Annotated in this window: 23 protein-coding genes and 1 pseudogene; 11 read left to right on the top strand and 13 right to left on the bottom strand. The window is 61.3% G+C overall.

Annotated features, from left to right (window positions below; all coding sequences use genetic code 11):
- Positions 1-16: 16 nt before the first annotated feature.
- Positions 17-607 carry a PadR family transcriptional regulator gene (locus tag BUA94_RS16155; RefSeq protein WP_073014329.1) on the bottom strand — a complete coding sequence of 197 codons (591 nt, stop codon included), beginning with the start codon at positions 605-607 and terminating at the stop codon, positions 17-19.
- A gap of 321 nt (positions 608-928) precedes the next feature.
- Here BUA94_RS16155 and BUA94_RS16150 point away from each other — a divergent pair, with 321 nt between their 5' ends.
- Entirely contained in the window at positions 929-1,300 is a 372-nt protein-coding gene (locus BUA94_RS16150) for a hypothetical protein (RefSeq protein ID WP_073014328.1), read from the top strand.
- Positions 1,301-1,319: 19 nt separating this feature from the next.
- Here BUA94_RS16150 and BUA94_RS23900 read toward each other — a convergent pair whose 3' ends face one another.
- Complete coding sequence (locus BUA94_RS23900; protein ID WP_268877525.1) at positions 1,320-1,448, bottom strand: hypothetical protein; 129 nt, start codon at positions 1,446-1,448, stop codon at positions 1,320-1,322.
- 192 nt (positions 1,449-1,640) lie between these two features.
- Here BUA94_RS23900 and puuE point away from each other — a divergent pair.
- The 3 genes and pseudogenes from puuE to BUA94_RS16135 all read left to right on the top strand — a co-directional run.
- Positions 1,641-2,540: pseudogene (puuE, locus tag BUA94_RS16145) on the top strand (allantoinase PuuE); the annotation flags it as partial.
- A 44-nt stretch (positions 2,541-2,584) separates the two neighbouring features.
- On the top strand, positions 2,585-3,460 hold the full coding sequence (locus BUA94_RS16140) for a helix-turn-helix domain-containing protein (RefSeq protein WP_073014326.1): 876 nt from the start codon (positions 2,585-2,587) through the stop codon (positions 3,458-3,460).
- A gap of 198 nt (positions 3,461-3,658) precedes the next feature.
- Complete coding sequence (locus BUA94_RS16135) at positions 3,659-3,946, top strand: hypothetical protein (protein ID WP_073014325.1); 288 nt, start codon at positions 3,659-3,661, stop codon at positions 3,944-3,946.
- A gap of 277 nt (positions 3,947-4,223) precedes the next feature.
- Here the strand turns inward: BUA94_RS16135 and pobA are convergent, their stop codons facing one another.
- The 6 genes from pobA to pcaD form a co-directional block, all read right to left on the bottom strand.
- Positions 4,224-5,396: a 4-hydroxybenzoate 3-monooxygenase gene (gene pobA, locus BUA94_RS16130; RefSeq protein WP_073014324.1), complete on the bottom strand. Its 1,173-nt coding sequence runs from the start codon at positions 5,394-5,396 to the stop codon at positions 4,224-4,226.
- Between the two features lie 347 nt (positions 5,397-5,743).
- Complete coding sequence (gene pcaB / locus BUA94_RS16125) at positions 5,744-7,078, bottom strand: 3-carboxy-cis,cis-muconate cycloisomerase (protein ID WP_073014323.1); 1,335 nt, start codon at positions 7,076-7,078, stop codon at positions 5,744-5,746.
- Positions 7,079-7,450: 372 nt separating this feature from the next.
- Positions 7,451-8,077, bottom strand: a complete 627-nt coding sequence (gene pcaG / locus BUA94_RS16120; RefSeq protein WP_073014322.1) for a protocatechuate 3,4-dioxygenase subunit alpha — start codon at positions 8,075-8,077, stop codon at positions 7,451-7,453.
- A gap of 3 nt (positions 8,078-8,080) precedes the next feature.
- Positions 8,081-8,839, bottom strand: coding sequence for a protocatechuate 3,4-dioxygenase subunit beta (pcaH, locus tag BUA94_RS16115; protein WP_073014321.1), 759 nt, complete (start codon positions 8,837-8,839; stop codon positions 8,081-8,083).
- Positions 8,840-8,929: 90 nt separating this feature from the next.
- Positions 8,930-9,319, bottom strand: a complete 390-nt coding sequence (gene pcaC, locus BUA94_RS16110) for a 4-carboxymuconolactone decarboxylase (RefSeq protein ID WP_408011955.1) — start codon at positions 9,317-9,319, stop codon at positions 8,930-8,932.
- Complete coding sequence (gene pcaD / locus BUA94_RS16105; RefSeq protein WP_073014319.1) at positions 9,312-10,106, bottom strand: 3-oxoadipate enol-lactonase; 795 nt, start codon at positions 10,104-10,106, stop codon at positions 9,312-9,314. Before pcaD ends, pcaC begins: the two co-directional genes overlap by 8 nt.
- Positions 10,107-10,206: 100 nt before the next feature.
- On the opposite strand from pcaD, the gene pcaQ reads away from it, so the two are divergent.
- The 3 genes from pcaQ to cysN all read left to right on the top strand — a co-directional run bounded on the left by pcaQ (position 10,207) and on the right by cysN (position 14,316).
- Positions 10,207-11,133: a pca operon transcription factor PcaQ gene (gene pcaQ / locus BUA94_RS16100; protein ID WP_073014429.1), complete on the top strand. Its 927-nt coding sequence runs from the start codon at positions 10,207-10,209 to the stop codon at positions 11,131-11,133.
- A 310-nt stretch (positions 11,134-11,443) separates the two neighbouring features.
- Entirely contained in the window at positions 11,444-12,367 is a 924-nt protein-coding gene (gene cysD, locus BUA94_RS16095; RefSeq protein ID WP_073014428.1) for a sulfate adenylyltransferase subunit CysD, read from the top strand.
- The gene (gene cysN / locus BUA94_RS16090) at positions 12,367-14,316 is read left to right on the top strand and encodes a sulfate adenylyltransferase subunit CysN (protein ID WP_073014318.1); all 1,950 of its coding nucleotides are present in this window, start codon (positions 12,367-12,369) and stop codon (positions 14,314-14,316) included. Before cysD ends, cysN begins: the two co-directional genes overlap by 1 nt.
- Positions 14,317-14,579: 263 nt before the next feature.
- Here the strand turns inward: cysN and BUA94_RS16085 are convergent, their stop codons facing one another.
- Positions 14,580-15,965 carry a mannose-1-phosphate guanylyltransferase/mannose-6-phosphate isomerase gene (locus tag BUA94_RS16085; protein ID WP_073014427.1) on the bottom strand — a complete coding sequence of 462 codons (1,386 nt, stop codon included), beginning with the start codon at positions 15,963-15,965 and terminating at the stop codon, positions 14,580-14,582.
- 240 nt (positions 15,966-16,205) lie between these two features.
- Here BUA94_RS16085 and znuC point away from each other — a divergent pair, with 240 nt between their 5' ends.
- Genes znuC through BUA94_RS16070 form a run of 3 tightly spaced genes read left to right on the top strand, consistent with a single transcriptional unit; the run spans position 16,206 to position 18,422 of the window.
- The gene (gene znuC, locus BUA94_RS16080) at positions 16,206-17,186 is read left to right on the top strand and encodes a zinc ABC transporter ATP-binding protein ZnuC (RefSeq protein WP_073014426.1); all 981 of its coding nucleotides are present in this window, start codon (positions 16,206-16,208) and stop codon (positions 17,184-17,186) included.
- Between the two features lie 43 nt (positions 17,187-17,229).
- Positions 17,230-18,000: a metal ABC transporter permease gene (locus BUA94_RS16075; RefSeq protein WP_408011954.1), complete on the top strand. Its 771-nt coding sequence runs from the start codon at positions 17,230-17,232 to the stop codon at positions 17,998-18,000.
- The gene (locus BUA94_RS16070; protein WP_073014316.1) at positions 17,997-18,422 is read left to right on the top strand and encodes a Fur family transcriptional regulator; all 426 of its coding nucleotides are present in this window, start codon (positions 17,997-17,999) and stop codon (positions 18,420-18,422) included. The genes BUA94_RS16075 and BUA94_RS16070 overlap by 4 nt, the downstream gene beginning before the upstream one ends.
- A gap of 5 nt (positions 18,423-18,427) precedes the next feature.
- Here BUA94_RS16070 and BUA94_RS16065 read toward each other — a convergent pair whose 3' ends face one another.
- From BUA94_RS16065 to BUA94_RS16050, 4 genes are all read right to left on the bottom strand, one after another.
- Positions 18,428-19,009, bottom strand: coding sequence for a glutathione peroxidase (locus tag BUA94_RS16065; RefSeq protein ID WP_073014315.1), 582 nt, complete (start codon positions 19,007-19,009; stop codon positions 18,428-18,430).
- A gap of 164 nt (positions 19,010-19,173) precedes the next feature.
- The gene (locus BUA94_RS16060; protein ID WP_073014314.1) at positions 19,174-20,331 is read right to left on the bottom strand and encodes a Gfo/Idh/MocA family protein; all 1,158 of its coding nucleotides are present in this window, start codon (positions 20,329-20,331) and stop codon (positions 19,174-19,176) included.
- Positions 20,332-20,381: 50 nt separating this feature from the next.
- Positions 20,382-21,437, bottom strand: coding sequence for a sugar phosphate isomerase/epimerase family protein (locus BUA94_RS16055; protein WP_073014313.1), 1,056 nt, complete (start codon positions 21,435-21,437; stop codon positions 20,382-20,384).
- Positions 21,438-21,482: 45 nt separating this feature from the next.
- Positions 21,483-22,616 carry a LacI family transcriptional regulator gene (locus tag BUA94_RS16050; RefSeq protein WP_408011952.1) on the bottom strand — a complete coding sequence of 378 codons (1,134 nt, stop codon included), beginning with the start codon at positions 22,614-22,616 and terminating at the stop codon, positions 21,483-21,485.
- Between the two features lie 491 nt (positions 22,617-23,107).
- Here BUA94_RS16050 and BUA94_RS16045 point away from each other — a divergent pair, with 491 nt between their 5' ends.
- Positions 23,108-24,316, top strand: a complete 1,209-nt coding sequence (locus BUA94_RS16045) for an ABC transporter substrate-binding protein (protein ID WP_408011959.1) — start codon at positions 23,108-23,110, stop codon at positions 24,314-24,316.
- Positions 24,317-24,344 lie beyond the last annotated feature (28 nt).

Raw genomic sequence — 24,344 nt, 5'->3', positions numbered from 1 at the left:
TCCGGCAGTCTCGCGCCTATTCGGCAGCGTTCGGAAAAAGGGTGTTCTGCCCAGGCAGCGAAACCGGGCGAGATGTCTTGTCATGCTTACGGGTGGCAGCCTCGATCAGTTCCTGCGCATTCGCATCCAGGTAACCGAGGGCAAAGGTCTTGCACTGGATGCCGTAGTCCCTGACCCAGTTCACGGCGCCGGGCTCATCCTCGTGGGGGATCGAGCGCAGCAGGGCCAGCTCTTCCTGAAGATGCTTGCGCCGGGCGCTGATTGCCTTCCTGAGCACGTCCGGTCCGACATATTCGGCATGGAGGGCGAGCAGCAGGAAGGGGGACTTGTAGGTGTCTGCAGCCGGTGGCTCCATCAACGCGTCCAGCAGCTCCAGGCGGCCGGATTCGGTGATGGAATAGACCTTGCGGGTGGGCTTGCCGTGCTGGCTTTCCTCACGCACCGTCACCCGTCCTTCCGCTTCAAGGCGGGAAAGGGCGGGGTAGATTGCGCCGAAGCTGGCGTCGCCAAAATAGCTGAAACTGCCGCTGGTTGTCTCCTTGCGGATTTCATAACCGGTGGCATCGCCAAAATTCAGGATAGCCAGACAGAGGCTCCGGACACTCATCAAGTGGCTCCCACACCAGTGATTATTCAGTTCGTCTGCTAAAAGCCAAGGATTCCCGGGCGGCACTTGCAAAAGCTCACCAGCGGAAAATCAGGGGCACTATATCTGAGTGGCATATATCAGTTCAATATATATTGCTGATTGTTTCGATCTGCGGCGGCCGGAGTGAAAATTTTTCAAGAAATGGTGACTCGAATGTCACATTTCAACATCTTGCGGTTTCCCGGTTTTGGGTCCTAAATTAATGTCCAGATGCTACCCGTTTCAGGTGACGGATCAACAAGTCACGGCGGGCTCTGCAGCGTAAAAGGAGTGCACGTGATGACCCGTTCAAACCGCTCCAGCCTGGCGGACAGGCTCCTCCCGCAACATCCGTTCTTCCGCCTTCTGGTCACGAATGGGGCCATTGGTGTCGGCGTGTCCGGCCTCGTGGTTGCGGGCATCTTTGCCGCAGATATCGGTCATCTTCGCGAGCTTGTCGCCTCGGCCCAGGATCCCATCCTTCCGGTGATGCTTCTGGCCTTCGGCATGATCGTCACCCTGACCTCCGTGGTCATTGGCTCTGCCATCATGATGCTCGGTTCGGAAACGGACGGACGCGGTGGCCGCCATGTTCACACCGGAGAGCTGATTCCCATCAGGGTTGAAGCACGGTCCTCTGCAAGACGGTCTCATCCGCGGCACTGGGACTGAGCCAGCCCGCCCTCGAAGCTTACCTGTGAACGAAATAGGGAAAGGACGCAGGAGTGCCTTCTTGCGGCCGCTTGCCATGGGCGTCCATGAACAGGGTCATGGCAGCCGCCGTAAGCATGCAGATCAGTCCGGCTGATGACAAATTCATCCTGCTCTCCTGTCCTCTGACATCGGTCAAACTACTGTAGCGGCCCTAAACTCCGGGTAACTGCGCCCCTAAAATTTGATGCAATCGGCATTTCTACTAGGGCTGGTTTCGGCTGCCTTGAAAGTAGCCTTGCAACTGCCGCAGGCATCGGCTTTTCTCATCTGAATCGATTTTCACAAGGATCTGAGTGAGATGACCGCTTCCTACCCCCGCGACATGATCGGCTATGGCCGCAACGCTCCCGACCCGCAGTGGCCGGGCGGAGCCAATGTCGCCGTGCAATTCGTGATCAATTACGAGGAAGGCGGCGAAAACAACATCCTCCATGGCGATCCGGCGTCCGAAGCCTTCCTGTCCGAGATCGTCGGTGCGCAGCCCTGGCCGGGCAAGCGGCACTGGAACATGGAATCGATCTACGAATACGGCTCCCGTGCCGGTTTCTGGCGCCTGTGGCGCATGTTCACCGGCCGCAACATTCCCGTTACCGTCTATGGCGTGGCCTCCGCGATGGCCCGCAATCCGGATGTGGTTGCCGCCATGAAGGAAGCCGACTGGGAGATCGCGTCCCACGGCCTCAAATGGGTCGAGCACGCGGACATGCCCGAGGAGGAAGAGCGCGCGCAGATCCGCGAGGCGATCCGGTTGCATGAGGAAGTGACGGGCTCGCGTCCCCTCGGCTGGTACACCGGCCGCTGCTCCATGAACACCCAGCGGCTGGTGATGGAAGAGGGGGACTTCCTCTATTCCTCAGACAGCTATGCGGATGACCTGCCATATTGGATCGACGGCCCCCGAGGCGATCATCTGGTCATTCCCTACACGCTGGACAGCAATGACATGCGCTTTGCCGCCACGCAGGGCTTCAACTCCGGTGACCAGTTCTTCGCCTATCTGAAGGACGCTTTCGACGTTCTTTATGCAGAAGGAGAAGCTGGCAGCCCCAAGATGCTGAATGTCGGCCTTCACTGCCGTCTTGTCGGCCGTCCCGGCCGTGCCGCAGCCCTTGCCCGGTTCCTGGACTATGTGGCTTCCCACGAGAAGGTCTGGATGCCCCGCCGCATTGATATCGCCTGGCATTGGCATGCCCATCACGCCCGGGGATAAGACGGCGATCCGGTGAAAATGGGAAAGCGGTCATGACCAGCGGCACGCCGATCCCGCGCTATCACCTTTATGGAGATGGGGGAGAGGTCGAGGATTTCGACTTCTTCCACATCGAGACCATCCGTGCGCGCTCCAAGCCGCTCGGCTGGTCACTGGAGCCTCATTCCCACATGCACCTGCATCAGGTGCTGATGATCACGAAGGGACTGGGCCGCCTGATCGATGATGCGGGAGAGCGGGAGGTTCCGCCGGGCACGGCCGTGTTCAATCCGGCCGGAAGCGTCCATGGCTGGACCTTCACGCCGGAAACGGAAGGCTATGTCCTGTCCTTCACCGGCGATTATCTCGGGTCCGATGATGCAAGCAGGAGCCATGCAGAGCGCCGGGCGCTCAAGGCGGAGGCGACCTGTGTCTTCGAAACGGCGCCGGAAGATCACCGCCGCCTCGGGTTTTATCTGGCGGAAATGGCCGGCGAGTTCGACAGCGGCGAGCGCCGCCGGGATGTGTTCCGTCCTTTGCTCGCTCTTGTGCTGGTGGTGCTCTTCTCACGCAGCGGTGACGGGGGCACGACTGACCGGACCCCGGGCTTTTCGTTGTTCCGGTTTCGCGCCTTGGTTGAGGATCATTTCCGGACCGAGCGCAGCCCGGAGTTTTATGCCGGTGAGATGGGGTTGAGTGTTTCCCGTCTTAACCGCTATTGCCGGTTGTTCACCGACCGGACTGCCGCACAGTCGATCCGGGACCGGGTGGTGGTGGAAGCCAAGCGGCTTCTGGCCTTTTCCGGGCTAGGCATCAGCCAGATCGCCTATGATCTCGGCTATGAGGATCCTGCTTATTTTTCAAGGTTCTTCCGCAAGGAAACTGGCGAATCTCCTGCGGATTTCAGGTCCAGACAGGATCTTGGGTGACCTCTGGCTGACCACTTTCCGGCCTTGGCACTGCAGGTCACGCCGTGACGCCCTCCGGATCGGGCAAGACCTCTGGAAATTAACTAAAATTGTAATCGATTTGCAACTTCAGGGTTGCAGGACTTGTGTCTCGTTGTTTCTCCGGTTACTACCTCTGATAGATTAAGGATTTGTTAAGAAATTCTGGTGGGGCCAGTAATGTTGAGTTCAAGATATTTTTGCGTCTATGTCTTTGCCGCGTTCACAATCGGATTTGCGCTGATGGTTGGACTGCATACGGATGCTGCGACCCGCGGCGTCGAGCGCTTCGTGCGCGACGGGCAGATCATCGTTGCCGATGCAAAGCGGGTTTCGCGAAAAGTCAGCCGGGAGTTCAACCACTCGCCCAAGGCGGTGGTCCGGCTGTTCGTCAACACGGTGACGATGCCGACCATGATGTTCGAGAAGATCAACGAGCAACTCGAAGAGGTTTCCCGGCGGGGCTGAGCCTTGGTCGCAGGAGTCCGGTTTTAAGTTGCCTAGAATGTGCGGACAAACGGTTCGGCAGGCTCCATTCTCCCCCCTTGAGGGGGAGATGCCCCCGAATGGGGGTAGAGGGGGGTATGAGCCCTTCTGAATTCTGCAGTTTTCCGAGTATGCCGAAGCCTTTCCCCCTCTGTCAGCTGTCGCTGACATCTCCCCCGCAAGGGGGGAGACGGGGTGTATGCCGCGCAGTTTCCAGTCCATCTAGCTTTGCGTTGGAAATCTCCGCCTCGCAGCGGGGTCAGAACGGCAGGCCGACGTAGTTCTCGGCCAGACTGACCTGCGCAGCGTGGGAATGGGCGAGATAGTCCATGTCAGCCAGCTGCATGCGGGCATTGAAGGGGCCGAGCTCCGGGAACTGGTGCAGCAGGGACGTCATCCACCAGGAGAAGCGTTCGGCCTTCCAGATGCGGGCAAGGGCCTTGCGGGAATAGTCATCGATCCCGGCTTCTGACTTCTCACCATAGAATTCGATCAAGGCTTCCGACAGATAGTGAATGTCGGAGGCTGCGAGATTTAGCCCCTTGGCACCGGTCGGCGGCACGATATGGCCCGCATCGCCGGCCAGCATCATCCGGCCGAAACGAAGCGGCTCGGCCACGAAGCTTCGGAGCGGGGCGATGGACTTTTCGATTGATGGGCCGGTTTCCATCTTCGCCGCAGCTTCCTCGCCAAGGCGGATTTTCAGCTCATCCCAGATTGCCTGATCGGACCAGGCCTCCGCCTTGTCGCTCAGGGGGACCTGAATGTAGTAGCGGCTGAGCGTGTGGGAGCGCATGGAGGCGAGCGCGAAGCCTCTGGCATGATTGGAATAGATCAGTTCATGATCCACCGGCTTCACATAGGACAGAATTCCCAGCCAGCCGAAGGGATAGACCTTCTCATATTCGGTGATGGCCCCTTGCGGCACGGAGGCGCGGGAGACCCCGTGATAGCCGTCGCAGCCGCAGATGAAGTCACAGGCGATCTCGTGGGTTACGCCGTCCTTCTGATAGGTCACGCGCGGTGAGGCGGTGTCGAAGTCATGCGGCTGAACATTGGCGGCTTCATAGATGACCTTTGCGCCGCGTGCCGTATGGGCGTCCATCAGGTCTCGGGTCACCTCCGTCTGGCCATAGACCATGACATTGCTGCCGCCGGTCAGGCCCTTGAGGTCAATGCGCAGACGGGTGTCGCCGACGCTGATGGTGAAACCGTCATGGGGCAGGCCTTCCTTGTGCATCCGGCCGGACACCCCCGCCTGTTCCAGCATGTGGACCATGCCCTGTTCCAGAACCCCGGCGCGGATGCGGGACAAGACATAGTCGGGCGAGCGCTGCTCCAGCACGACACAGTCGATGCCCTTGAGATGCAAAAGCTGGGACAGCAGCAGGCCTGACGGGCCTGCGCCGATGATTGCGACCTGAGTTCGCATGAATGGCTCCTCCTCATTCCATTGTTGCAACGGAGTTTAGAAGAGGGGCGAACTGGCCTGAATGGATGAACTGCTGGTTCTGTTGGACTTTTTGGACGACTGAAGGGGGAGGCCGAATGCGTCCAATTTTTAAGCCTCATTCTGAGGAAGGCCGGAGGCCTGTCTCGAAGGATGAGCCGGGTGCGGCCCCCATTGCGTCTGCCGTCCATGGTTCGAGGCGGCACTTGAGCGAATCCACACCACGAGGGCAAAGGGGGAGGGCTGATTGAATCAAACCGGCAAGGGATTGAATCAGAGCTTCAAGCACCTGACTCAACCCATGAACCCACGGACTCAACCTTTGAACATCAGCCCTTAAACCTCTGATAGGATTCAAGAACCCGGTCGATCATCGCATGGCTTGCGCCCATGTGGCGGGCGGGATCTTTCAGAGCTTCCCAGTCCACGCTCGTGCCGGTTGTCTCCGACAGAACATCAAACAGATGCCGCTCTTCCGAGGCCGCGGCCTTGCAGGCCTCCTTCACCAGGGCCTGGGCTTCCGGCCGGGGCATGTGCTCGGCCAGGGCGAAGCTGGCCGCTTCCGCCAGCAGCAGTCCGTTGGAGGCGTCAATATTGGCGCGCATCCGGTCTGCATTCACCGTCAACTCGGAAATCATCGCGCCGCCATGGGCCAGCGCCGCGCCAGTGCCGATCACCATCTGCGGCAGGGTCAGCCATTCCAGCGTCCAGGCCGCACCGCTGCGCTCATGATCCTGAAGGGCTGCCTGATGCATGCTGGAGATCAGCGTGGCATTCTGGCGGGCAAGGGCGACCAGAAGTTCGGCGGCCACCGGGTTGACCTTGTTGGGCATGGTGGACGAGCCGCCGCCGCTTCCCGGGCGCAGTTCCGCGACTTCGTTCTGGGCGAGCAGGATCACGTCCGTGCCGATCTTGCCGAGGGTACCCGTCACCAGGGTGAGCCAGTTGGTGTAGTCGATCAGGCTGTCCCGCACCGTGTGCCAGGGAGCTTCCGCGCTGGCGAGTTTCAGGCGGCGGGCAAGGGCTGCCTCGACCTCCATCGCCTTGTCACCAAGCGCCGCCAGGTTGCCGGAAGCACCACCAAAGGACAGCACCAGAAGGCGCTCGCGGATCGCGGGCACCCGGTCGAGATGACGCAGAACCGCCGAGAGCCAGACCGCGGCCTTCAGGCCAAAACTGGTCGGGGTTGCCTGCTGCATGCGGGTGCGGGCAGCAAGCGGCGTCTGGCGGTGGCTTTCCGCAAGACCCGCGAGACTGCTTGCCAGCTTTTTGAGGCTGGCCTCATGAAGATCCAGAGCCTTGCGCAGACGCAGCACCAGTCCCGTGTCGGCAATGTCCTGGCTGGTGGCGCCCCAGTGGACATATTGCCCATGAGGATCCCCAACTGCCTTGCGCAGCGCTGCCACGAGCGCTGGAACCGGAACCCCGTCCTTTGCCGTCCCGGTTGCCAGGGCCGCAGGGTCGATGGTGGTCTTTGCAGCGGCTGCCCAGATCGCGGTTCCGGCGTCTTCCGGAATGAGACCGCAATCGGCTTCCGCCAGTGCCAGCGCCCCTTCCACCTCCAGCATGGCATGGATCACCGCAGCGTCCTGAAACAGGGAAGCGGTTGCCGGATCCGTCAGAAGCGGAGCTGAAATCTGGCTGTCGATGGCCGTCAGGCTCATTTGGGACCTCTTTTGGTTTTGCGCAGGCAGCAGAAGGAGATGTTCGAGTTGAAGCTTTTTAGCACGAGCGCAGCGCTACAGGTTTGCCTTGCCGCAAGAAACAGCAGGTTTTGCCTTGGGTTTGTTTCTCATGGAAAGCAGTTCGGCAGACGCAGGTCTTCTAGGCAAATGGAAGGACCTCGCCCCACCCACGGTCGTCATCCTCGGGCTTGACCCGAGGACCCATGCCGTTCCGTCTCCTCATGCCGAAGTGGTGCTGTTCCAGAAAGGCCATGGCAGGAAGGAGGAGAGGAGATGCGATACTCCGGAGTTCGCTTCTCCCGAAGAGGAAGACCCGCACCGGTGGCGCGGGTCGAAAAGAGTGGAGACCACTCAAACGTCGAAGAAGACGGTTTCCTGTTCGCCCTGGAGATGGATGTCGAAGGTGTAGATCACCTCGCCATTCTCTTCCGAGCGCTCGGCGATCAGGGTCTTGCGGCGGTCTGCCTGCTCGACGAAGTTCAGCACCGGGTCCTTGGCATTGGCGCTTGCTTCATCGGAGAAATAGACGCGGGTCTGAAGACCGATGTTGATGCCGCGGGCGACGATCCAGAGGCTGATGTGAGGAGCCTGGATGGCGCCGTTCCGGCCCGGAACAGAGCCCGGCTTGATCGTGTCGATGGTGTAGACACCGGACTCGAAATCCGAACAGATCCGGCCCCAGCCAAGGAAATCATCCTCGACAGCCTTGTCCTGGCTGTCTTCCGGGTGGTTGTACTTGCCTTCCGAGTTGGCCTGCCAGCTTTCCAGCATGACATCGCGGACCGGGGCGCCGGTGCCATCGATGACGCGGCCCTTCACCTTGATGCGTTCGCCCTTGGTGTTCGGGCCAGCAACGACGTTGGAGAAATTGTTCTCGAAAATGTCGAATCCTGCATAGGCCGGGGCAAGGCCAATGTGGACATAGGGGCCTGCGGTCTGGCTGGGCGTTTCCTTGAAATAGTTCAGCGGCTGCACCATGGCTCAGTTTCCTTCCAGGCGGTTTTCAAACAGGGTCGAGCGGCGGCCGCGCAGGACGATGTCGAACTTGTAGGCGCGGCAGTCGAGCGGCACGCTGGCGTTGAGATCCATCGGGGCGATCAGGCGCTTGATGGCGTCTTCATCCGGAATGGTCTTCACGATCGGGCAGATGTCGATCAGGGGATCGCCCTCGAAATACATCTGGGTGATCAGGCGCTGGCTGAAGGACGGACCGAAGATCGACAGGTGAATATGCGCCGGACGCCAGCTGTTGATGTAGTTGCGCCAGGGATAGGGGCCGGGCTTGATGGTGCGGAAGAAGTAATAGCCGTCTTCATCCGTCAGGCAGCGGCCGCAGCCACCGAAGTTCGGGTCGATCGGCGCCAGATAGGTGTCCTTCTTGTGCCGGTAACGGCCGCCTGCATTGGCCTGCCAGGCTTCCACCAGCGTGTGTGGAATGCCCTTGCCGCTTTCGTCCATGACGCGGCCATGCACGATGATGCGCTGGCCGATCGGCTCACCGTCCTTGGCGTAGTTCAGGATCATGTCGTGATCCAGCTCACCGAGGGCATTGTGGTTGAAGACCGGGCCGGTCATCTCCGACAGGGATTGCTCCAGCGAGAGCAGGGCCTTCTGCGGCGAGCGGGTGACGGAGGTCTTGTAGCCCGGGGTAAATGCGGGCGGATGAATGTCGCGGTCGCGCTGGAAATACTCACCCGGCTTGCGGACCATGGCGGGCCGGTTGGGTCGTTCGATCGTCATTTGGGTTCTCTCCCGGTATCTGGATGCCGTTCACCGTCTCCGGCACCCTTTCCATGCCCCTCCAAGAGCAGTTTTGCGTTCAGATAACGCTTATTTCTCCATGCCCGCCAGGGTTTCCTTGGCGATCTTGAACGCCGTGTTGGCGGCAGGAACGCCGCCATAGATGGCGACATGCATCAGGACTTCCTTGATGTCTTCTGCGCTGGCACCTGTGTTGGCGGTGGCGCGGATATGCATCGCCAGCTCGTCGTGATGGCCGAGGGCCGCCAGAAGCGCGATGGTGACCATGGAGCGTTCCCGGCGGGTGAGCGCATCGTCGGCCCATACGGTGCCCCAGGCGCTTTCCACGATCATGGTCTGGAAGTCGGAGTCGAACGGGGTCATGTTGGCGTTGGCCCGGTCCACATGGGCATTGCCCAGAACCTGGCGGCGGGTCGCCATGCCGTCTTCGTAACGGGACCCTGGAGCGCGTTTAGACAAGAGCATTCTCCTTGAGGAAATCGGTCAGGGCCTGGACGAGCGTGTCCGGGACCTCGATGCAGGGAAGGTGTCCCGCGCCCTGGATTGGCACATAGCGGGCGCCCTTGATGAGCTTTGCTGTTGCTTCCACGAGCTCCGGCGGTGTTGCGCCATCTTCCGTGCCGCACAGGGCCAGCACGGGCAGGGACAGCCTGGAGGTTTCTTCGGTGAAGTCCGTGTCGCGGATGGCGGCACAAGTGCCGAGATACCCCTGAACCGGGGTGCGGGTCAGCATGGCGCGCCAGCCGGCCAGTTCCGCTGGGCGGCTGGTGCGGAACTCCGCCGAGAACCAGCGTTCCAGAATGGGGTCTGCCAGCGCGGCGATACCGCCGGTCTCGATGGTGGTCATGCGGGTCTGCCACATCTCGGCCGTGCCGATCTTGGCAGCCGTGTCGCACAGGACCAGAGCCCGCACGAGATCGGGGCGGGAAATGGCAAGCCCTTGCGCGATCTGCCCGCCGACGGACAGTCCGACAAGGATCACCGGGCCGGTGTTCAACTGGTCCAGCAGCGCAGCAAGATCGCCCACATGATCGGCCATCTTGTAAGGCGCATCCGGGGCGGAGCTGAGGCCGTGGCCGCGCTTGTCATAGCGGATCATCCGGAAGCGTCCGGCGAGGCGCTTTGCCACCCGGTCCCAGGAGCGGAAATCCGTGCCGAGCGAATTGGAAAAGACGAGTACCGGCAGACCGGTTTCGCCCGTGTCCGCATAATGCAGCGTGACGCCATTCGCCTCGATCATGTGCATCGGCACTTTCCTCCCTCATTGATTGAAGTTGAGTGTTGCCTGTTTGTACGGTTATGTAAAATGAGAAAATGAGCCTGAAATATAACTGAATGGAATGCATATGATCGATGCCCGGGTGAAATACCGCCACATCCAGTGCTTTCTGGAAGTCGCCCGGCGGCGCAGTCTGGTCAAGGCAGCCGATGCCCTGGCCATCACCCAGCCCGCAGTTTCCAAGACGCTGAAGGAACTGGAAGACATTCTGGAGGTCCGGCTTTTTGACCGCAGCCGCAAGGGCGTAGCGCTGACCCAGTATGGCGACGTCTTTCTGCATTATGCAGGCGCGAGCCTTGCGGCCTTGAAGCAGGGGCTCGACAGTGTCGCCCAGGCCCGCATGTCCGGCGATTCCTATCTGAGCGTCGGCGTTTTGCCCTCCGTCGCCGCGCGGATTTTTCCCGATGCGGTGCAGCGGTTTCAGGCCCAGGAGATGGAAACTACCCTGATCCTGGAAACCGGCCCGAACACCTTTCTCCTCTCCCGCCTGCGGCAAGGCGACCTGGATCTCGTGGTTGGCCGTCTGGCGGACCCGGAACAGATGGCGGGCTTGTCCTTTGCCCATCTTTATTCCGAAAGCGTATCTTTCGTCGTGCGCAAGGGCCATCCGCTGCTGGCCGAGCAAAGCCACGACCTCAGCCGCATTGTCGAATATCCGGTGCTCTATCCCACCCGCGAAGCGATCATCCGGCCCTATGTGGAGCGGCTTCTGATCGCCCATGGGGTGACCCGAGTGCCCAACCGGGTCGAGACCATTTCCAACACGTTCGGCCGCAGCTATACGCTGGATACGGACGCGGTCTGGATCATCTCCAGCGGGGTTGTGGCCCGCGATGTGGCCGAGGGCGCGCTGGTCGAGCTGCCTCTGGAGACCTCCGAGACCACAGGCCCTGTCGGCTTGACGACACGGGCAGACACGGCCCCGACACCCGCGCTCCTCATGCTGCAGAACGCCCTTCGCGCTGCCGCCGAGGTGCAGGCTTTGAGGCCTTGAGTGGGGCGGATTTCCGGAATCCTTTTCTCTCAAAGCACTGTTTCTGCAGGTTTCAGCCGGGGACAACATCTCCCTCCGAACGCCGCTTTCGCCTCATCGCCAAAAAAGAGACAAAAAAACCCGTCTTTCCCGCTGCAGGAAAAAGCCGTTTGTTTCAGGCCTGTCCCAATCAGGATAGGGTGCACGGCAAGATCAGAGATTGTCCTTCGCCAGCCAGGTGCGCCCTCTCAAGCAGGAGCCGGGCCCGGCTAGTGCGGGATCGCCGGTTGTTGCCGGTGCAGGGAAGACGTGAGGTTTACCCCCTATGGATATGAGTGTGCCGGGTCTTTCGGCAGAGCGATTGAGCAATTTGCGGCGTCTTGAGGCGGAGAGCATCCATATTATCCGGGAAGTTGCGGCCGAGTTCCGCAATCCGGTGATGCTCTATTCGATCGGCAAGGATTCCAGCGTGATGCTGCATCTGGCGATGAAGGCCTTTGCGCCGTCGAAGCCGCCGTTCCCTTTGCTCCATGTGGATACGACCTGGAAGTTCCGGGAGATGATCGAGTTCCGCGATGCGACCGCCAAGCGGCTCGGCCTGGATCTCCTCGTCTACACCAACCCGGACGGGATCGAGCAGGGCATCGGCCCGTTCTCCCATGGCTCTTCCGTGCACACGCACATCATGAAGACCGAGGCGCTGAAGCAGGCGCTGAACAAGTATGGCTTCGATGCTGCCTTCGGCGGCGCGCGCCGCGATGAAGAAAAGTCCCGAGCCAAGGAGCGCGTCTTCTCCTTCCGCAATTCCAGCCATGGCTGGGACCCGAAGAACCAGCGTCCGGAACTGTGGAACCTTTACAATGCCCGGGTGGCCAAGGGCGAAAGCATCCGCGCCTTCCCGCTGTCCAACTGGACCGAGCTGGACATCTGGCAGTACATCCTGACGGAAAACATCCCGATGGTGCCGCTGTATTTTGCTGCCAAGCGGCCAGTTGTCGACCGGGACGGCATGCTGATCATGGTGGATGACGAGCGTATGCCGATCCAGCCGGGTGAACAGATCGAAGAGAAGATGGTGCGGTTCCGCACCCTTGGCTGCTACCCGCTGACGGGGGCGATCGAGTCGGATGCCGACACGCTGCCGGCGATTGTCCGCGAGATGCTGATTGCCCGGACTTCCGAGCGCTCCGGCCGCCTGATTGACCACGATGACAGCGCCTCCATGGAAAAGAAGAAGCGCGAGGGGTATTTCTGATGTCTTCCCTGGAAACCAACGCCCTTGCCTCGGCCACCGAAGAGGCCGTGACCGACTACATTCTGGCCCAGGAAGAAAAGGATCAGCTCCGCTTCCTGACCTGTGGCTCCGTGGATGATGGCAAGTCGACCCTGATTGGCCGTCTGCTTTATGACACCAAGCTGATCTTCGAAGACCAGCTGGCGGCTCTTGAAAAGGATTCGCGCCGCCACGGCACCGTGGGCGAGGACATCGACCTGGCCTTGCTGGTGGACGGCCTTGAGGCCGAGCGCGAGCAGGGCATCACCATCGATGTGGCCTACCGCTTCTTTGCCACAGACAAGCGCAAGTTCATCGTTGCCGACACCCCCGGCCACGAGCAATACACCCGCAACATGGCGACTGGTGCCTCCACAGCGGATCTTGCCGTGCTCCTGGTCGATGCCCGTCATGGCCTGATGGTGCAGACCCGCCGCCATGCCTTCATTGCCTCGCTGCTCGGCATCCGCCATGTGGTTCTGGCGGTGAACAAGATCGACCTGGTGGACTTCTCCGAAGAGCGGTTCAACGAAATCCGTGAGACTTTTGAGCAGTTTGCCTCCGGCTTCGACTTCGAGACCCTGGTCGCCATCCCCATGTCCGCCCGCTACGGTGACAATGTTACCGGCCGCAGCGAGAACATGGGCTGGTATCAGGGGCAGACTCTGCTGGAGCATCTGGAAACGGTGCAGATCGGCGAGCACGAGCTGAACCAGCCGTTCCGCTTCCCGGTCCAGTGGGTGAACCGTCCGAACCTCGACTTCCGCGGCTATTCCGGCACGATCGCCGGCGGCGTGGTGAAGAAGGGCGACGAACTGGTTGTTGCCGGCTCCGGCAAGACCTCCAAGGTCGCCTCGATCCTGACCCCGGTGGGCGAGGCGGATGCCGCACGCGCAGGCGAAGCGGTGACCATCACGCTGGAAGACGAGATCGATATCTCCCGCGGCGATCTTCTGGCCGATGCCACGGCCCGTCCGGATGTGGCGGACCAGATGGCGGCTCACCTGATCTGGATGGCGGAAGATGCCCTGCTGCCGGGCCGGTCCTATCTCATGAAGATCGGCACCCGGTCCGTGACGGCGACCGTCACGGAGATCAAGCACAAGATCAACGTCAACACCTTCGAGCATGTGGCCGGCAAGCAGCTGGAGCTGAACGAGATCGCCTTCTGCAATCTCGCCATGTCTGCCCCTGTTGCCTTTGACCCTTACGAGGCGAACCGCTCGACCGGCTCCTTCATCCTGATCGACCGGGTGACCAATGCCACCGTTGGCGCGGGCATGGTCTGGTTTGCCCTGCGCCGGGCAACCAACATCCATTGGCAGGCCCTGGACGTGGACAAGGCCGCCCGTGCGGAAAGCCTCGGCCAGCGCCCGGCGGTTCTGTGGTTCACGGGTCTCTCCGGCTCGGGCAAGTCGACCATTGCCTCGATCGTGGAAAAGAAGCTGCATCTGGAAGGCCGGCACACCTACACGCTGGATGGCGACAATGTGCGTCATGGCCTCAACAAGGACCTCGGCTTCACCGATGCGGACCGGGTGGAGAATATCCGCCGTGTGGGGGAAGTCTCCCGTCTCTTCGTGGACAGCGGCCTGATCACGCTGGTCTCGTTCATCTCGCCGTTCCGCGCCGAGCGTCAGATGGCCCGGGATCTGCTGCAGGATGGCGAGTTCATCGAGATCTTCGTCGACACCCCGATCGAAGAGTGCAAGAAGCGCGACCCGAAGGGGCTCTATGCCAAGGCGGAAGCCGGTCAGATCAAGAACTTCACCGGCATCGACAGTCCCTATGAGGTTCCTGAGAACCCGGAACTGGTGCTGAAGAACTTTGGCCGTGATCCGGAAGACGTCGCCGAAGACGTCATCCGCTACCTGCGCGACAACAACTATCTGCTGTCCCCGTCCATCGTTTCCGGCGGCGGCGGCATCTGATCCGGACAAGATCGAGAAAAGCGAAAAGGCCGGGCAATCGCCCGGCCTGAGGTTGATGACAAAGGGGGTGCTTTCCCCATTCGTCATGGTCGGGCTTGTCCCGACCATCTGCAAGTCATTGACTTGTTTAGGTCCTCGGCTCAAGGCCGAGGATGACGGTGGAGAGGTAGAAACTTTGTCAGCAGTTTGAGGCCGGGCAATTGCCCGGTCTTTTTATGACGCTTGCCGTTTGAGGAACAGTTTCCGGAAAACGCCGCAGCAATTCACCCGTGCCGCTGGATGTCGTCCTCGTCCAGATAGGTGCCGGACTGGACTTCGATCATCCTGACGGGGATCTTGCCCGGGTTGAACAGCTTGTGCCTTGCGCCCAGCGGCACATAGGCGGACTGGTTTTCCGTCAGATACTCCGCCTTGCCATCGATTGTGACTTCCACAGTCCCTGAGACGACCACCCAATGCTCGGCCCGGTGCAGGTGGCTTTGCAGGGTCAGCCCCTTGCCGGGCTTGATCATCATGGATTGAACGGAAAAGCGCTCGCCCGCATTGATCCGTTCGGTCCAGCCCCAGGGGCGGTAGCTGCGCGGATGGGCGTCAGCCTCTCGGCGGCCTTCCTTTTCAAGGGCTTCGACGATCTTCTTGACGTCCTGCGCCTTGTCCTTGTGAGCGACCAGAACACTGTCGCGGGTCGAAATCACCAGCACGTCGGAGAGGCCGATTACGGAAACCAAGCCCTCGTCCGCATAGGCAAGGCAGTTTTCCGAATTGAGGAAACGGGTGTCGCCAAGGCCGCTGTTGCCATCCGCATCCTTCTTCAACACGCCCCAGATGGCGGACCAGGACCCCAGATCGTCCCAACCCGGCGCCATGGGGACACAGGCGATGCCGGTGGCCCGTTCCATGATGGCATAGTCGATGGAAATGTTGCCAATGCGGGCAAAGGCCTCCGGATCCATGCGGATGAAGTCGAGATCGGCGGAGCGTGTCTCCAGGGCCGCGCGGATATCCGCCATCAGCTCCGGCTGATGGGTCTCGAAGGCGGCGATCATCGCCTTGGCGGAATAAAGGAAGATGCCGGCGTTCCAGACATAATTGCCGTCGGCCAGGAAGGCTTTTGCCCGCTCCGCGTCCGGCTTCTCGACGAACGCGGCCACATCGCGGACCGGGTCGGTGCCCTGTTCCAGGCGGATATAGCCGTAGCCGGTGTTCGGCTCTTGCGGGGTGATGCCGAAGGTGACGATCCGGCCAGCTTCGGCGGCCGGAACGGCATTGGTCACGGCCTCCAGGAACTGATCTTCCCGCTCGATCATGTGATCGGAGGGCAGAAGAAGCACCAAGGCATCCGGGTTCTGCTCGGCCGCCAGAAGCGCGGCCATGGCAGCAGGGGCCGCGGTGTTGCGGCCGATGGGTTCCAGCAGGATGGCGCTGGCGCTGCGGCCCGCTTCCGCGAGCTGTTCGCCGATGAGGAACCGGTGATCGTGATTGCCGATGACGATCGGATCGGCGAAGGCGTCACCCGCCACCCGCAGCAAGGTCTTCTGGAACAGGCTTTCCCCGTCAAAGATCGGCAGGAACTGCTTCGGCCGGTCCTTGCGCGAAAGAGGCCAGAGCCTGGAGCCGATGCCACCGGATAGAATGCAGGGAACGATCATGAGACGGGCGGTCCTTGAGATTGACCAGAGGGCTATTGAAATCTCCTGCATAGGTAGCGAAAGAGCGCCGTTCTGGCCATAGGCAGAAATCGGCAGGGCCAGCATCGGTGGACAAAAGCTTCGCCGGTTTTCAAAAGAGATGTAACGCTATAACATGTCTCCAACAGGCCGCTGGCCTGCCGCCAGGTGTCACGGCGCGGCAGGAGGCACGGCGGAGAACAGGTAGCTGTCATGAATGCGATGGAAAAGCCTGCCTTGAGCGGGCAGGACCGGCAAGCGCCACTGGTGCGGCTGGAGCGTGCCGGGGTTTCCAGCGGCGGGCGCTGGCTGGTGCGCGGGGTGGATCTGTCCGTTTCGCCCGGCGAGATTGTCACGCTGATCGGGCCGAACGGCTCGGGCAAGTCGACTTCCGCCAAGATGGCGCTCGGCATCTTGACGCCGAGCGAAGGCAAGGCGGAGCGCAAGCGCGGCCTGAAGGTCGGCTATGTGCCGCAGAAACTTCTGGTCGACTGGACCCTGCCTTTGACCGTGCGGCGCTTCATGGCGCTGACGGTAAAGCTGTCCGATGCCCAGATTCACGCTGCGCTGGAGCGCACGGGAGCAGCCCATCTGATGCGGGCTGAGGTGCGGCATCTCTCCGGTGGCGAGTTGCAGCGGGTCCTGCTTGCCCGTGCCATTGCCGTGTCTCCCGATCTTCTGGTTCTGGATGAGCCGGTGCAGGGCGTTGATTACTCCGGTGAGATTGCCATCTACGAGCTGATTTCCCGTCTGCGCACGGAACTCGGCTGCGGGGTTCTGATGATCTCCCACGATCTTCACGTGGTCATGGCCGCCACCGATCAGGTGATCTGCCTCAATGGCCATGTCTGCTGCCGGGGCACGCCTTCGGCGGTCTCTCAAAGCCCTGCCTTCCTTCAGCTTTTTGGGCACAGGGCCGGGGCAGGGATCGCGGTCTATCAGCATCACCACGATCATGTGCATCTGCCAGATGGACGGGTGCGCCACGCGGACGGGACCGTCAGCGAAGACTGCGCCGGCGAGCATTGCGAAGCGCCGCATGGGCACGAGGACCATTCCCATGACCACGCCTCCCACCACGCCCATGCGCATGGGGAGGGCTGCGGTCACGATCACGTGCATGACCACAACCATGGCCATGCTCACGACCACTCTCATACACATTCAGGCGAAGCGGTGAAGGAGACGACGGATGCTCGATGATTTCTTCACCCGCGCTGTGCTTGCCGGCATCGGCGTTGCACTGGTGGCCGGGCCGCTGGGCTGTTTCATCGTCTGGCGGCGGATGGCCTATTTCGGCGACACCCTGTCCCACGGCGCGCTGCTGGGCGTGGCGCTGTCCCTGCTGCTGCAAGTGAACACGACCCTGACCGTCTTTGTCGTCAGCTCCGCGCTGGCGGTTTTGCTCCTGCTCTTGCGCCGTCAGGGGACGCTCTCCTCGGATGCGCTGCTCGGGCTTCTCTCCCATTCGGCACTGGCCATCGGCCTTGTCTGCCTCGCCTTCATGACCTGGGTGCGGATGGATCTTCTGGGGCTGCTCTTCGGCGATATCCTGGCCGTCAACCGTCAGGATCTCCTGCTGATCTACGGTGGCGGTGCATTGGTGCTCTTGGTTCTGGCCTGGATCTGGCGCCCCTTGTTTGCCGCGACGGTCAATCCGGATCTGGCAGCTGCAGAGGGCATCAAGCCGGAGCGGGTCAATCTGATCTTTACGCTGCTTCTGGCCGGGGTCATCGCCATTGCCATGAAGGTTGTCGGGGTGCTTCTGATCACCGCGCTCTTGATCATTCCGGCAGCCAGCGCCCGGCGCCTGTCCTCCGGACCGGAAGTCATGGCGGTCATCGCTTCGCTTCTCGGCTGCGGCGCGGTCGTGGCCGGTCTGTTCGGATCTCTGGAGTGGGACACGCCCTCAGGACCCTCGATCGTGGTAGCAGCGATGTGCATTTTCATCGTCAGCCTTGCGCCATGGGAGCGGCTTCTGGCAAAACGGGGCCTCAAGCGGAGCACCAATCCATGACGGCCCACGAGCATACCCATCACGATCACGACCAGCCCAACCTGACCAAGAACCAGGCTCTGGTGTTCGGTGCGCTGGACGGCGCAGAAGGGCCGTTGACGGCCTATGCGATCCTGGATCAGCTGCGCGAAGACGGTTTCCGTGCGCCGCTTCAGGTCTACCGGGCTCTCGACAAGCTGGTCGAATTCGGCATGGTTCACCGGCTGGAAAGCCTCAACGCTTTTGTTGCCTGCCGGCATCCAGGCTGCGTCTCCCATGAGAGTGCGGCCTTCGCCATCTGCGAGGATTGCGGCAGCGTCCAGGAGTTCTCGCCGGAAGAAGCCATGCGCGTGCTGAAGGCCTGGGCCGATGCCAAGGGCTTCACTGCCAGCAAGACCACCGTCGAGTTGCGCGGCCGCTGCAAGGACTGCGCAGCGGCCTGAAGGCGCTACTGCGTGACCGGCAGAGTTGCGAGGGCGGTGTCGATTTCCGAGGTGACCGTGCTCGACGTCGGCCTTGTCGGCGTTGCGAACCAGGCGATGATCCGGCCATCCGGGCCGATCAGGTACTTGTGGAAGTTCCAGTAGGGGCGGGCGGCGATGCCCATCTCGCTGGCGGCCCATTGATAGAACGGATGGGCCTCGTCTCCTTTGACGTGGACCTTGGCAGTCATCGGAAATTTCGCGCCGAACCGCACCTCGCAGAAGCCTGCTAGCTCCTCGTTGGATCGGGGCTCCTGGCCTCCGAAGTCATTGGAGGGAACGCCGAGCACCACCAGCCCCCGGTCCTTGTATTGCTCCCAAAGGGTCTGCAGATCGCCGATCTGTTCCTTGAAGCCGCATTCCGTCGCCGTGTTCACCACCATCAGCAGCTTGCCCTTGTAGGCCGACAGGGGCATGTCCTCGCCATGGGCGGTCTCGAAGGAAAAGTCATAGGCGGATTTTCCCGTGCTTTCAGCGGCCGAGGCCGGAAGCAGCGGGATGATCAGCCAGGAGAGGCAGGCGAGGAGATAAGAGACATTCAGGCGCATGGTGTCGGTCCTGTCTTGCCGGAGGATCTGCGGGACGCAAGGAAGCGTTGCTTGAACTGGGTACGCACAAAAGGGCACTCCGGTTCAGATCCGGCACGAGAGAGTTTACTGCACCTTCCGTCAGGAAGACAGAAGGTGCAGCGAGGCCTGGTTTGAAATGGGTTCTACCGCACCCGTGTCCACACGCCGCCATCCGAGGATGAACGGATGCAGGCCGAGATGAAGCGCATGCCGGAAAGACCATCCGCAATTCCCGGGAAGGTGACGCCGTCCGGAATGTCCTTGCCTGCGCGCTTGGCGCGGATGGCGTCGGCGGCCTCCCGGTAGATGGTGGCAAAGCCTTCCAGATAGCCTTCCGGATGCCCGGCCGGAACGCGGGTCACCCTTTCGGCTGCCGGTGTGCTGCCGGCACCGCCCCGCGTCAGCAGGCGCTTCGGCTCGCCAAAAGGCGTGTACCAGAGCTGGTTCGGGTTTTCCTGATGCCATTCCAACCCGCCCTTGTCGCCATAGACGCGCAAGGTGAGGGCGTTTTCATTGCCGGGAGCCACCTGGGACGCCCAGAGCATGCCCTTCGCCCCGCTGTCAAAGCGCAGGAGCACGGAGACATTGTCATCCACCCTTCGGCCCGGAACGAAACTGGTCAGATCCGCCAGAACCGTATCTGCCGTCAGGCCGGAGACGAAACAGCCAAGCTGATAGGCATGGGTGCCGATGTCACCGATGCAGCCGCCCGCACCGGATCTGGTCGGATCCGTGCGCCATTCGGCCTGCTTGTTGCCGCTGTCTTCCAGATCTTCCGTCAGCCAGTCCTGGGCATATTCCATCTGCACCAGACGCAAGGTGCCGAGGGTGCCTGCCGCCACCATCTCGCGGGCCTGCCGGATCATCGGATAGCCGGAGTAATTGTGGGTCAGAACGAAGAGCTTGCCTGAGCCTTCCGCCAGCTTCGCCAGGTCTTCTGCCGCTTCCAGCGTGGACGTCAGGGGCTTGTCGCAGATCACATGAATGCCGGCTGCCAGAAAGGCGCGTGCCACCGGGGCATGCATGTGATTGGGCGTGACGATGGCGACGGCCTCGATCCCGTCCGCTCTCGCTGCCTCAGCGGCGGCCATCTCCTGAAAGCTGGCATAGCAACGCTCCGGGTCCAGGCCCAGATCCGCGCCAGAGGCCTTTGCCCGTTCCGGATCGGAAGAGAGGGCGCCCGCCACAAGCTGGAAGGCGCCATCGATCCGGGCCGCAATGCGGTGCACGGCTCCGATGAAGGCGCCCTGACCGCCACCGACCATGCCGAGGCGGACGGGTCCATTCAAATCAACACTCATCAGATAGTCCTTCTGATCTGGGCTTCAGCCCCAAGCTGTAACTCAAGCCTTCAGTTCAGGCCCAGCATGCGGCGGTTCTTCGCGTCGTCGCTCTCTGCGCCTGCGAAATCGTCAAATGCATGCTCCGTGACGCGGATGATGTGGTCGGTGATGAAGGGCGCGCCTTCCGCAGCTCCATCCTCCGGATGCTTGAGGGCGCATTCCCATTCCAGAACCGCCCAGCTGTCATAGTCATAGGCGGCAAGCTTGGAAAAGATGCCCGCGAAGTCCACCTGTCCATCGCCCAGCGAGCGGAAGCGCCCGGCCCGGTTGACCCAGGGCTGATAGCCCGAATAGACGCCCTGGCGGCCATCCGGATTGAACTCCGCATCCTTGACGTGGAAGGCCTTGATCCGGTCGTGATAGATGTCGATGAAGGCGAGATAGTCCAGCTGCTGCAGGACGAAGTGGGATGGATCGTAATTGATGCAGCAGCGGGAATGCCCGTTCAGGGCGTCGAGGAACATCTCGAAGGTTGCTCCGTCGAAGACGTCCTCGCCCGGATGGATCTCGTAGGCAACGTCCACGCCGTGTTCGTCATAGACGTCCAGGATCGGCTTCCAGCGTTTGGCGAGTTCCGCAAAGGCCGTGTCGACCAGACCGGCCGGGCGCTGGGGCCAGGGATAGACATAGGGCCAGGCGAGAGCGCCGGGGAAGCTGACGCTGACATTCAGGCCGAGGTTGCGGCTGGCAACGGCGGCCTTCTTCATCTGGTCGATGGCCCATTCGGTGCGCGCAGCCGGATTGCCGTGAACGGCCTCCGGCGCAAAGCCGTCGAATACCTCGTTGAAGGCGGGGTGGACGGCAACGAGCTGGCCCTGCAGGTGGGTTGAAAGCTCGGTCACCTCCAGTCCCTTGTCTGCCAGCATGCCCTTCAGGTCGTCGCAGTAGGTTTTTGAACCGGCGGCCTTTTCCAGATCGAACAGGCGGCTGTCGAAGGTCGGGATCTGAAGGCCCTTGTAGCCGAGATCCGCCGTCCATCCGGCGATGGCTTCCAGAGAGTTGAACGGCGCTGCATCGCCTGCGAACTGAGCCAGAAACAGACCTGGCCCCTTCATGGTTTTCATGCGGTTTCGCTCCCGTAATGTCCGCCAGATCTGTGCTGGCTGGTTCTAGATTGGCTGAGACACCTGATCCGGCTGGGGCAGGTGGTCCGACTGGGTTCCGGCAATGGCCTTGCCGGAGTAGATGATGGTCTGCAGGTCTTTCGCCGGTGTGCCCTCGATCAGGGCGACAACCTTGGCGGCGAGGTCCTTGCCGGCATCCCGGAAATTCTCGGTGATGGCGTTGAGACCAGGACGGAACCAGGTAAGCAGGTCGAAGGATGACTGCTTGGAGACGATGTCGAGCTGCTTGCCAAGGCAAAGCCCGGCCTGTTCCGCGCCAAAGCATGCACCGATGCCAGCGCCTGCGCTGCCCGCGACAATGCCGTCCGGCGGATTGGGGCCGGACATGAGCTTGCGGATGGCTTCCGCGATCTCCTGAATGCTGTTTTCCAGCGAGACCGTGGTCAATGGCACGGCCCGAAGGTCATGGGCGTTGAGGCCGTTGAGGAAGCCTTCCTGCATGTGCAGCGTATAGGTCAGACCGGAGGGCGGCGCGATGAGCGCCAGCCGCTTGCGGCCAAGCCCGGCCAGCAGGGACACGGCATCTTGTGCGAAGGCCGCATTGTCATAGTCGTGAAAGGCGTGGGTGATGCCCATCTGCGTGCGCCCATGGGTAGCGAATGGCAGGCCATGCTCATCCAGATAGCGCACGCGCGGATCGTCCGGTTCGGTCTTGGACAGGATCACCCCGTCGGCAGAACCTGTCTCCACCACATAGCGCACCGGGTCCATCGGGTCCTGATGCTTGGTGTAGGGCGTGACCACGAGATGATAGGGCGTGCCTGCCAGGGTTTCGGAAATGCCCTGGATCATCTGGCTGGTCAGGCCGAGGATTTCTTCTTCCGTATCCAGAATGAGGCTGATCACATTGGTCCGGCCCGTGCGCAGACGCACGCCAGCCCGGTTGGGCCGGTAGCCGATCTGCTTGGCCACCAGCTTGACCCGCTGCTTGGTCGCCTGGCCGATGTCCGGTGCATCCTTGAGCGCCTTCGAGACCGTGGTGATGCCGAGGCCCGTCATGAAGGCGATGGTCTTCAGGGTCGGGCGCTGCTCCGCCAGGGCTGCCGCTTTGCGTGGCTGTGCTGGCTGGCCAGCCTCCGGCTCGGTGCCGGGCTTGGCTTCTGCTTGCGTGTCCTTCACGGGGCTGTCCTCGCCGGAATGCTTCATGGGTTCAATGCGGCTTTCTAGTGCGGCCCTGCGCTGCGGAAAAGATGCCGGCAAAATATGCGGCTGTTTCAGGATGGAGACGGCACGGGCTGCGGAAAAAGCAGGTGCCGATCCCTAAATACTAAAACGTTACAGAAATTTCGCAAGCCCTGTTGAAAAGATGCGTCTGAGAGACGGGTTTCGATGTCCTGATTTTGCACGTGCGAAGAATGGAAATACTCGGAAAAGTATATATTCCAAGCACTGAAACAGCCAGAAACTACAGGTAGTTACGTCTATTTATTGGCGGATATTAGCGATAATTCGGCTGTTTTGACTGGTGGTGGGGGTGGTGGTCTTCGCAGGCGCACAGTCAGATTTATTTTGGGCATTGAAATTTTGATTGAGGGTCGATACGCTTCAACTATAACGTTGCAGTACTGGGAGGAAGTGCAATGGTACGCAAGAGCATTCTGACTGTCCTGATGAGCGCAGCGGCGATGCCGTTCTGCATGAGTGCGCAGGCCACCGATCTCGAGGTTACCCACTGGTGGACCTCTGGCGGCGAGGCGGCTGCCGTGGCTGAATTCGCCAAGGCTTTCGACGCAACCGGCAACCACTGGGTGGATGGTGCCATTGCAGGATCCGGCGGCACAGCGCGTCCGATCATGATTTCCCGTATCACCGGCGGTGACCCGATGGGTGCGACCCAGTTCAACCATGGCCGTCAGGCCGAGGAACTGGTTGAGGCTGGTCTGATGCGTGACCTGACCGACATTGCGGAGGCCGGAAAGTGGCGCGAGGTGGTGAATCCGCCGAGCCTGCTCGACAGCTGCACCCTTGACGGCAAGATCTATTGCGTGCCGGTCAACATCCACTCCCAGCAGTGGCTGTGGCTGAACAATGACGTCTTCAAGAAGGCTGGTCTCGAGGTTCCGAAGGACTGGAACGAGTTCGTGGCAGCCGCTCCCAAGCTGGAGGAGGCAGGCATCGTTCCGCTCGCCATGGGGCAGCAGCCCTGGCAGACGTCGCTGGCGTTCCAGGTGCTTCTGGTCGCGGTCGCCGGTCCCGACATCTATAACAAGGTCTATGGAGACAAGGATGCAGAGCTTGCTGGCAGTGATGCCCTGGCTCCGGTCTTTGAGGCCGCGGCCCGTGCCCGCGACATGTCCAAGAAGTCCAACGTCCAGAGCTGGAACGATGCCACTAACATGGTGATCACCGGCAAGGCTGCGGGACAGATCATGGGCGACTGGGCGCAGGGCGAATTCCAGATGGCCGGTCAGACGGCTGGCAAGGAATATTCGTGCCTTCCGGGTCTTGGCATGAACGAAGTGATCCAGACGGGCGGGGACGCCTTCTATTTCCCGAAGGTGGATGACGCTGCCATCACCGAAGCGCAGGGCGTTCTGGCCAATGTGATGATGGCGCCGGATACCCAGGTTGCCTTCAATCTCAAGAAGGGCTCGCTGCCGGTGCGTGGTGACGTCGATCTGACGGCGGCAAATGACTGCATGCGCAAGGGGCTCGACATCCTGGCCAAGGGCAATGTCATCGCCACTCCGGATCAGTTGATGTCTGCCGACAGCGTCACGCAGATCAACGATCTCTTCGTTGAGTTCTTCAACGATCCGTCGATCACGGCAAAGGACGTTCAGACCCGCTTTGCCGCCATTGTGGCGGACGCTGAATAAGCCTCCCCACAGGAACCGGGATCAGCTC

This window comes from Roseibium suaedae, from assembly GCF_900142725.1.
Classification (GTDB): Bacteria; Pseudomonadota; Alphaproteobacteria; order Rhizobiales; family Stappiaceae; genus Roseibium; species Roseibium suaedae.
This window is presented reverse-complemented; position numbering and strand designations above follow the sequence as displayed.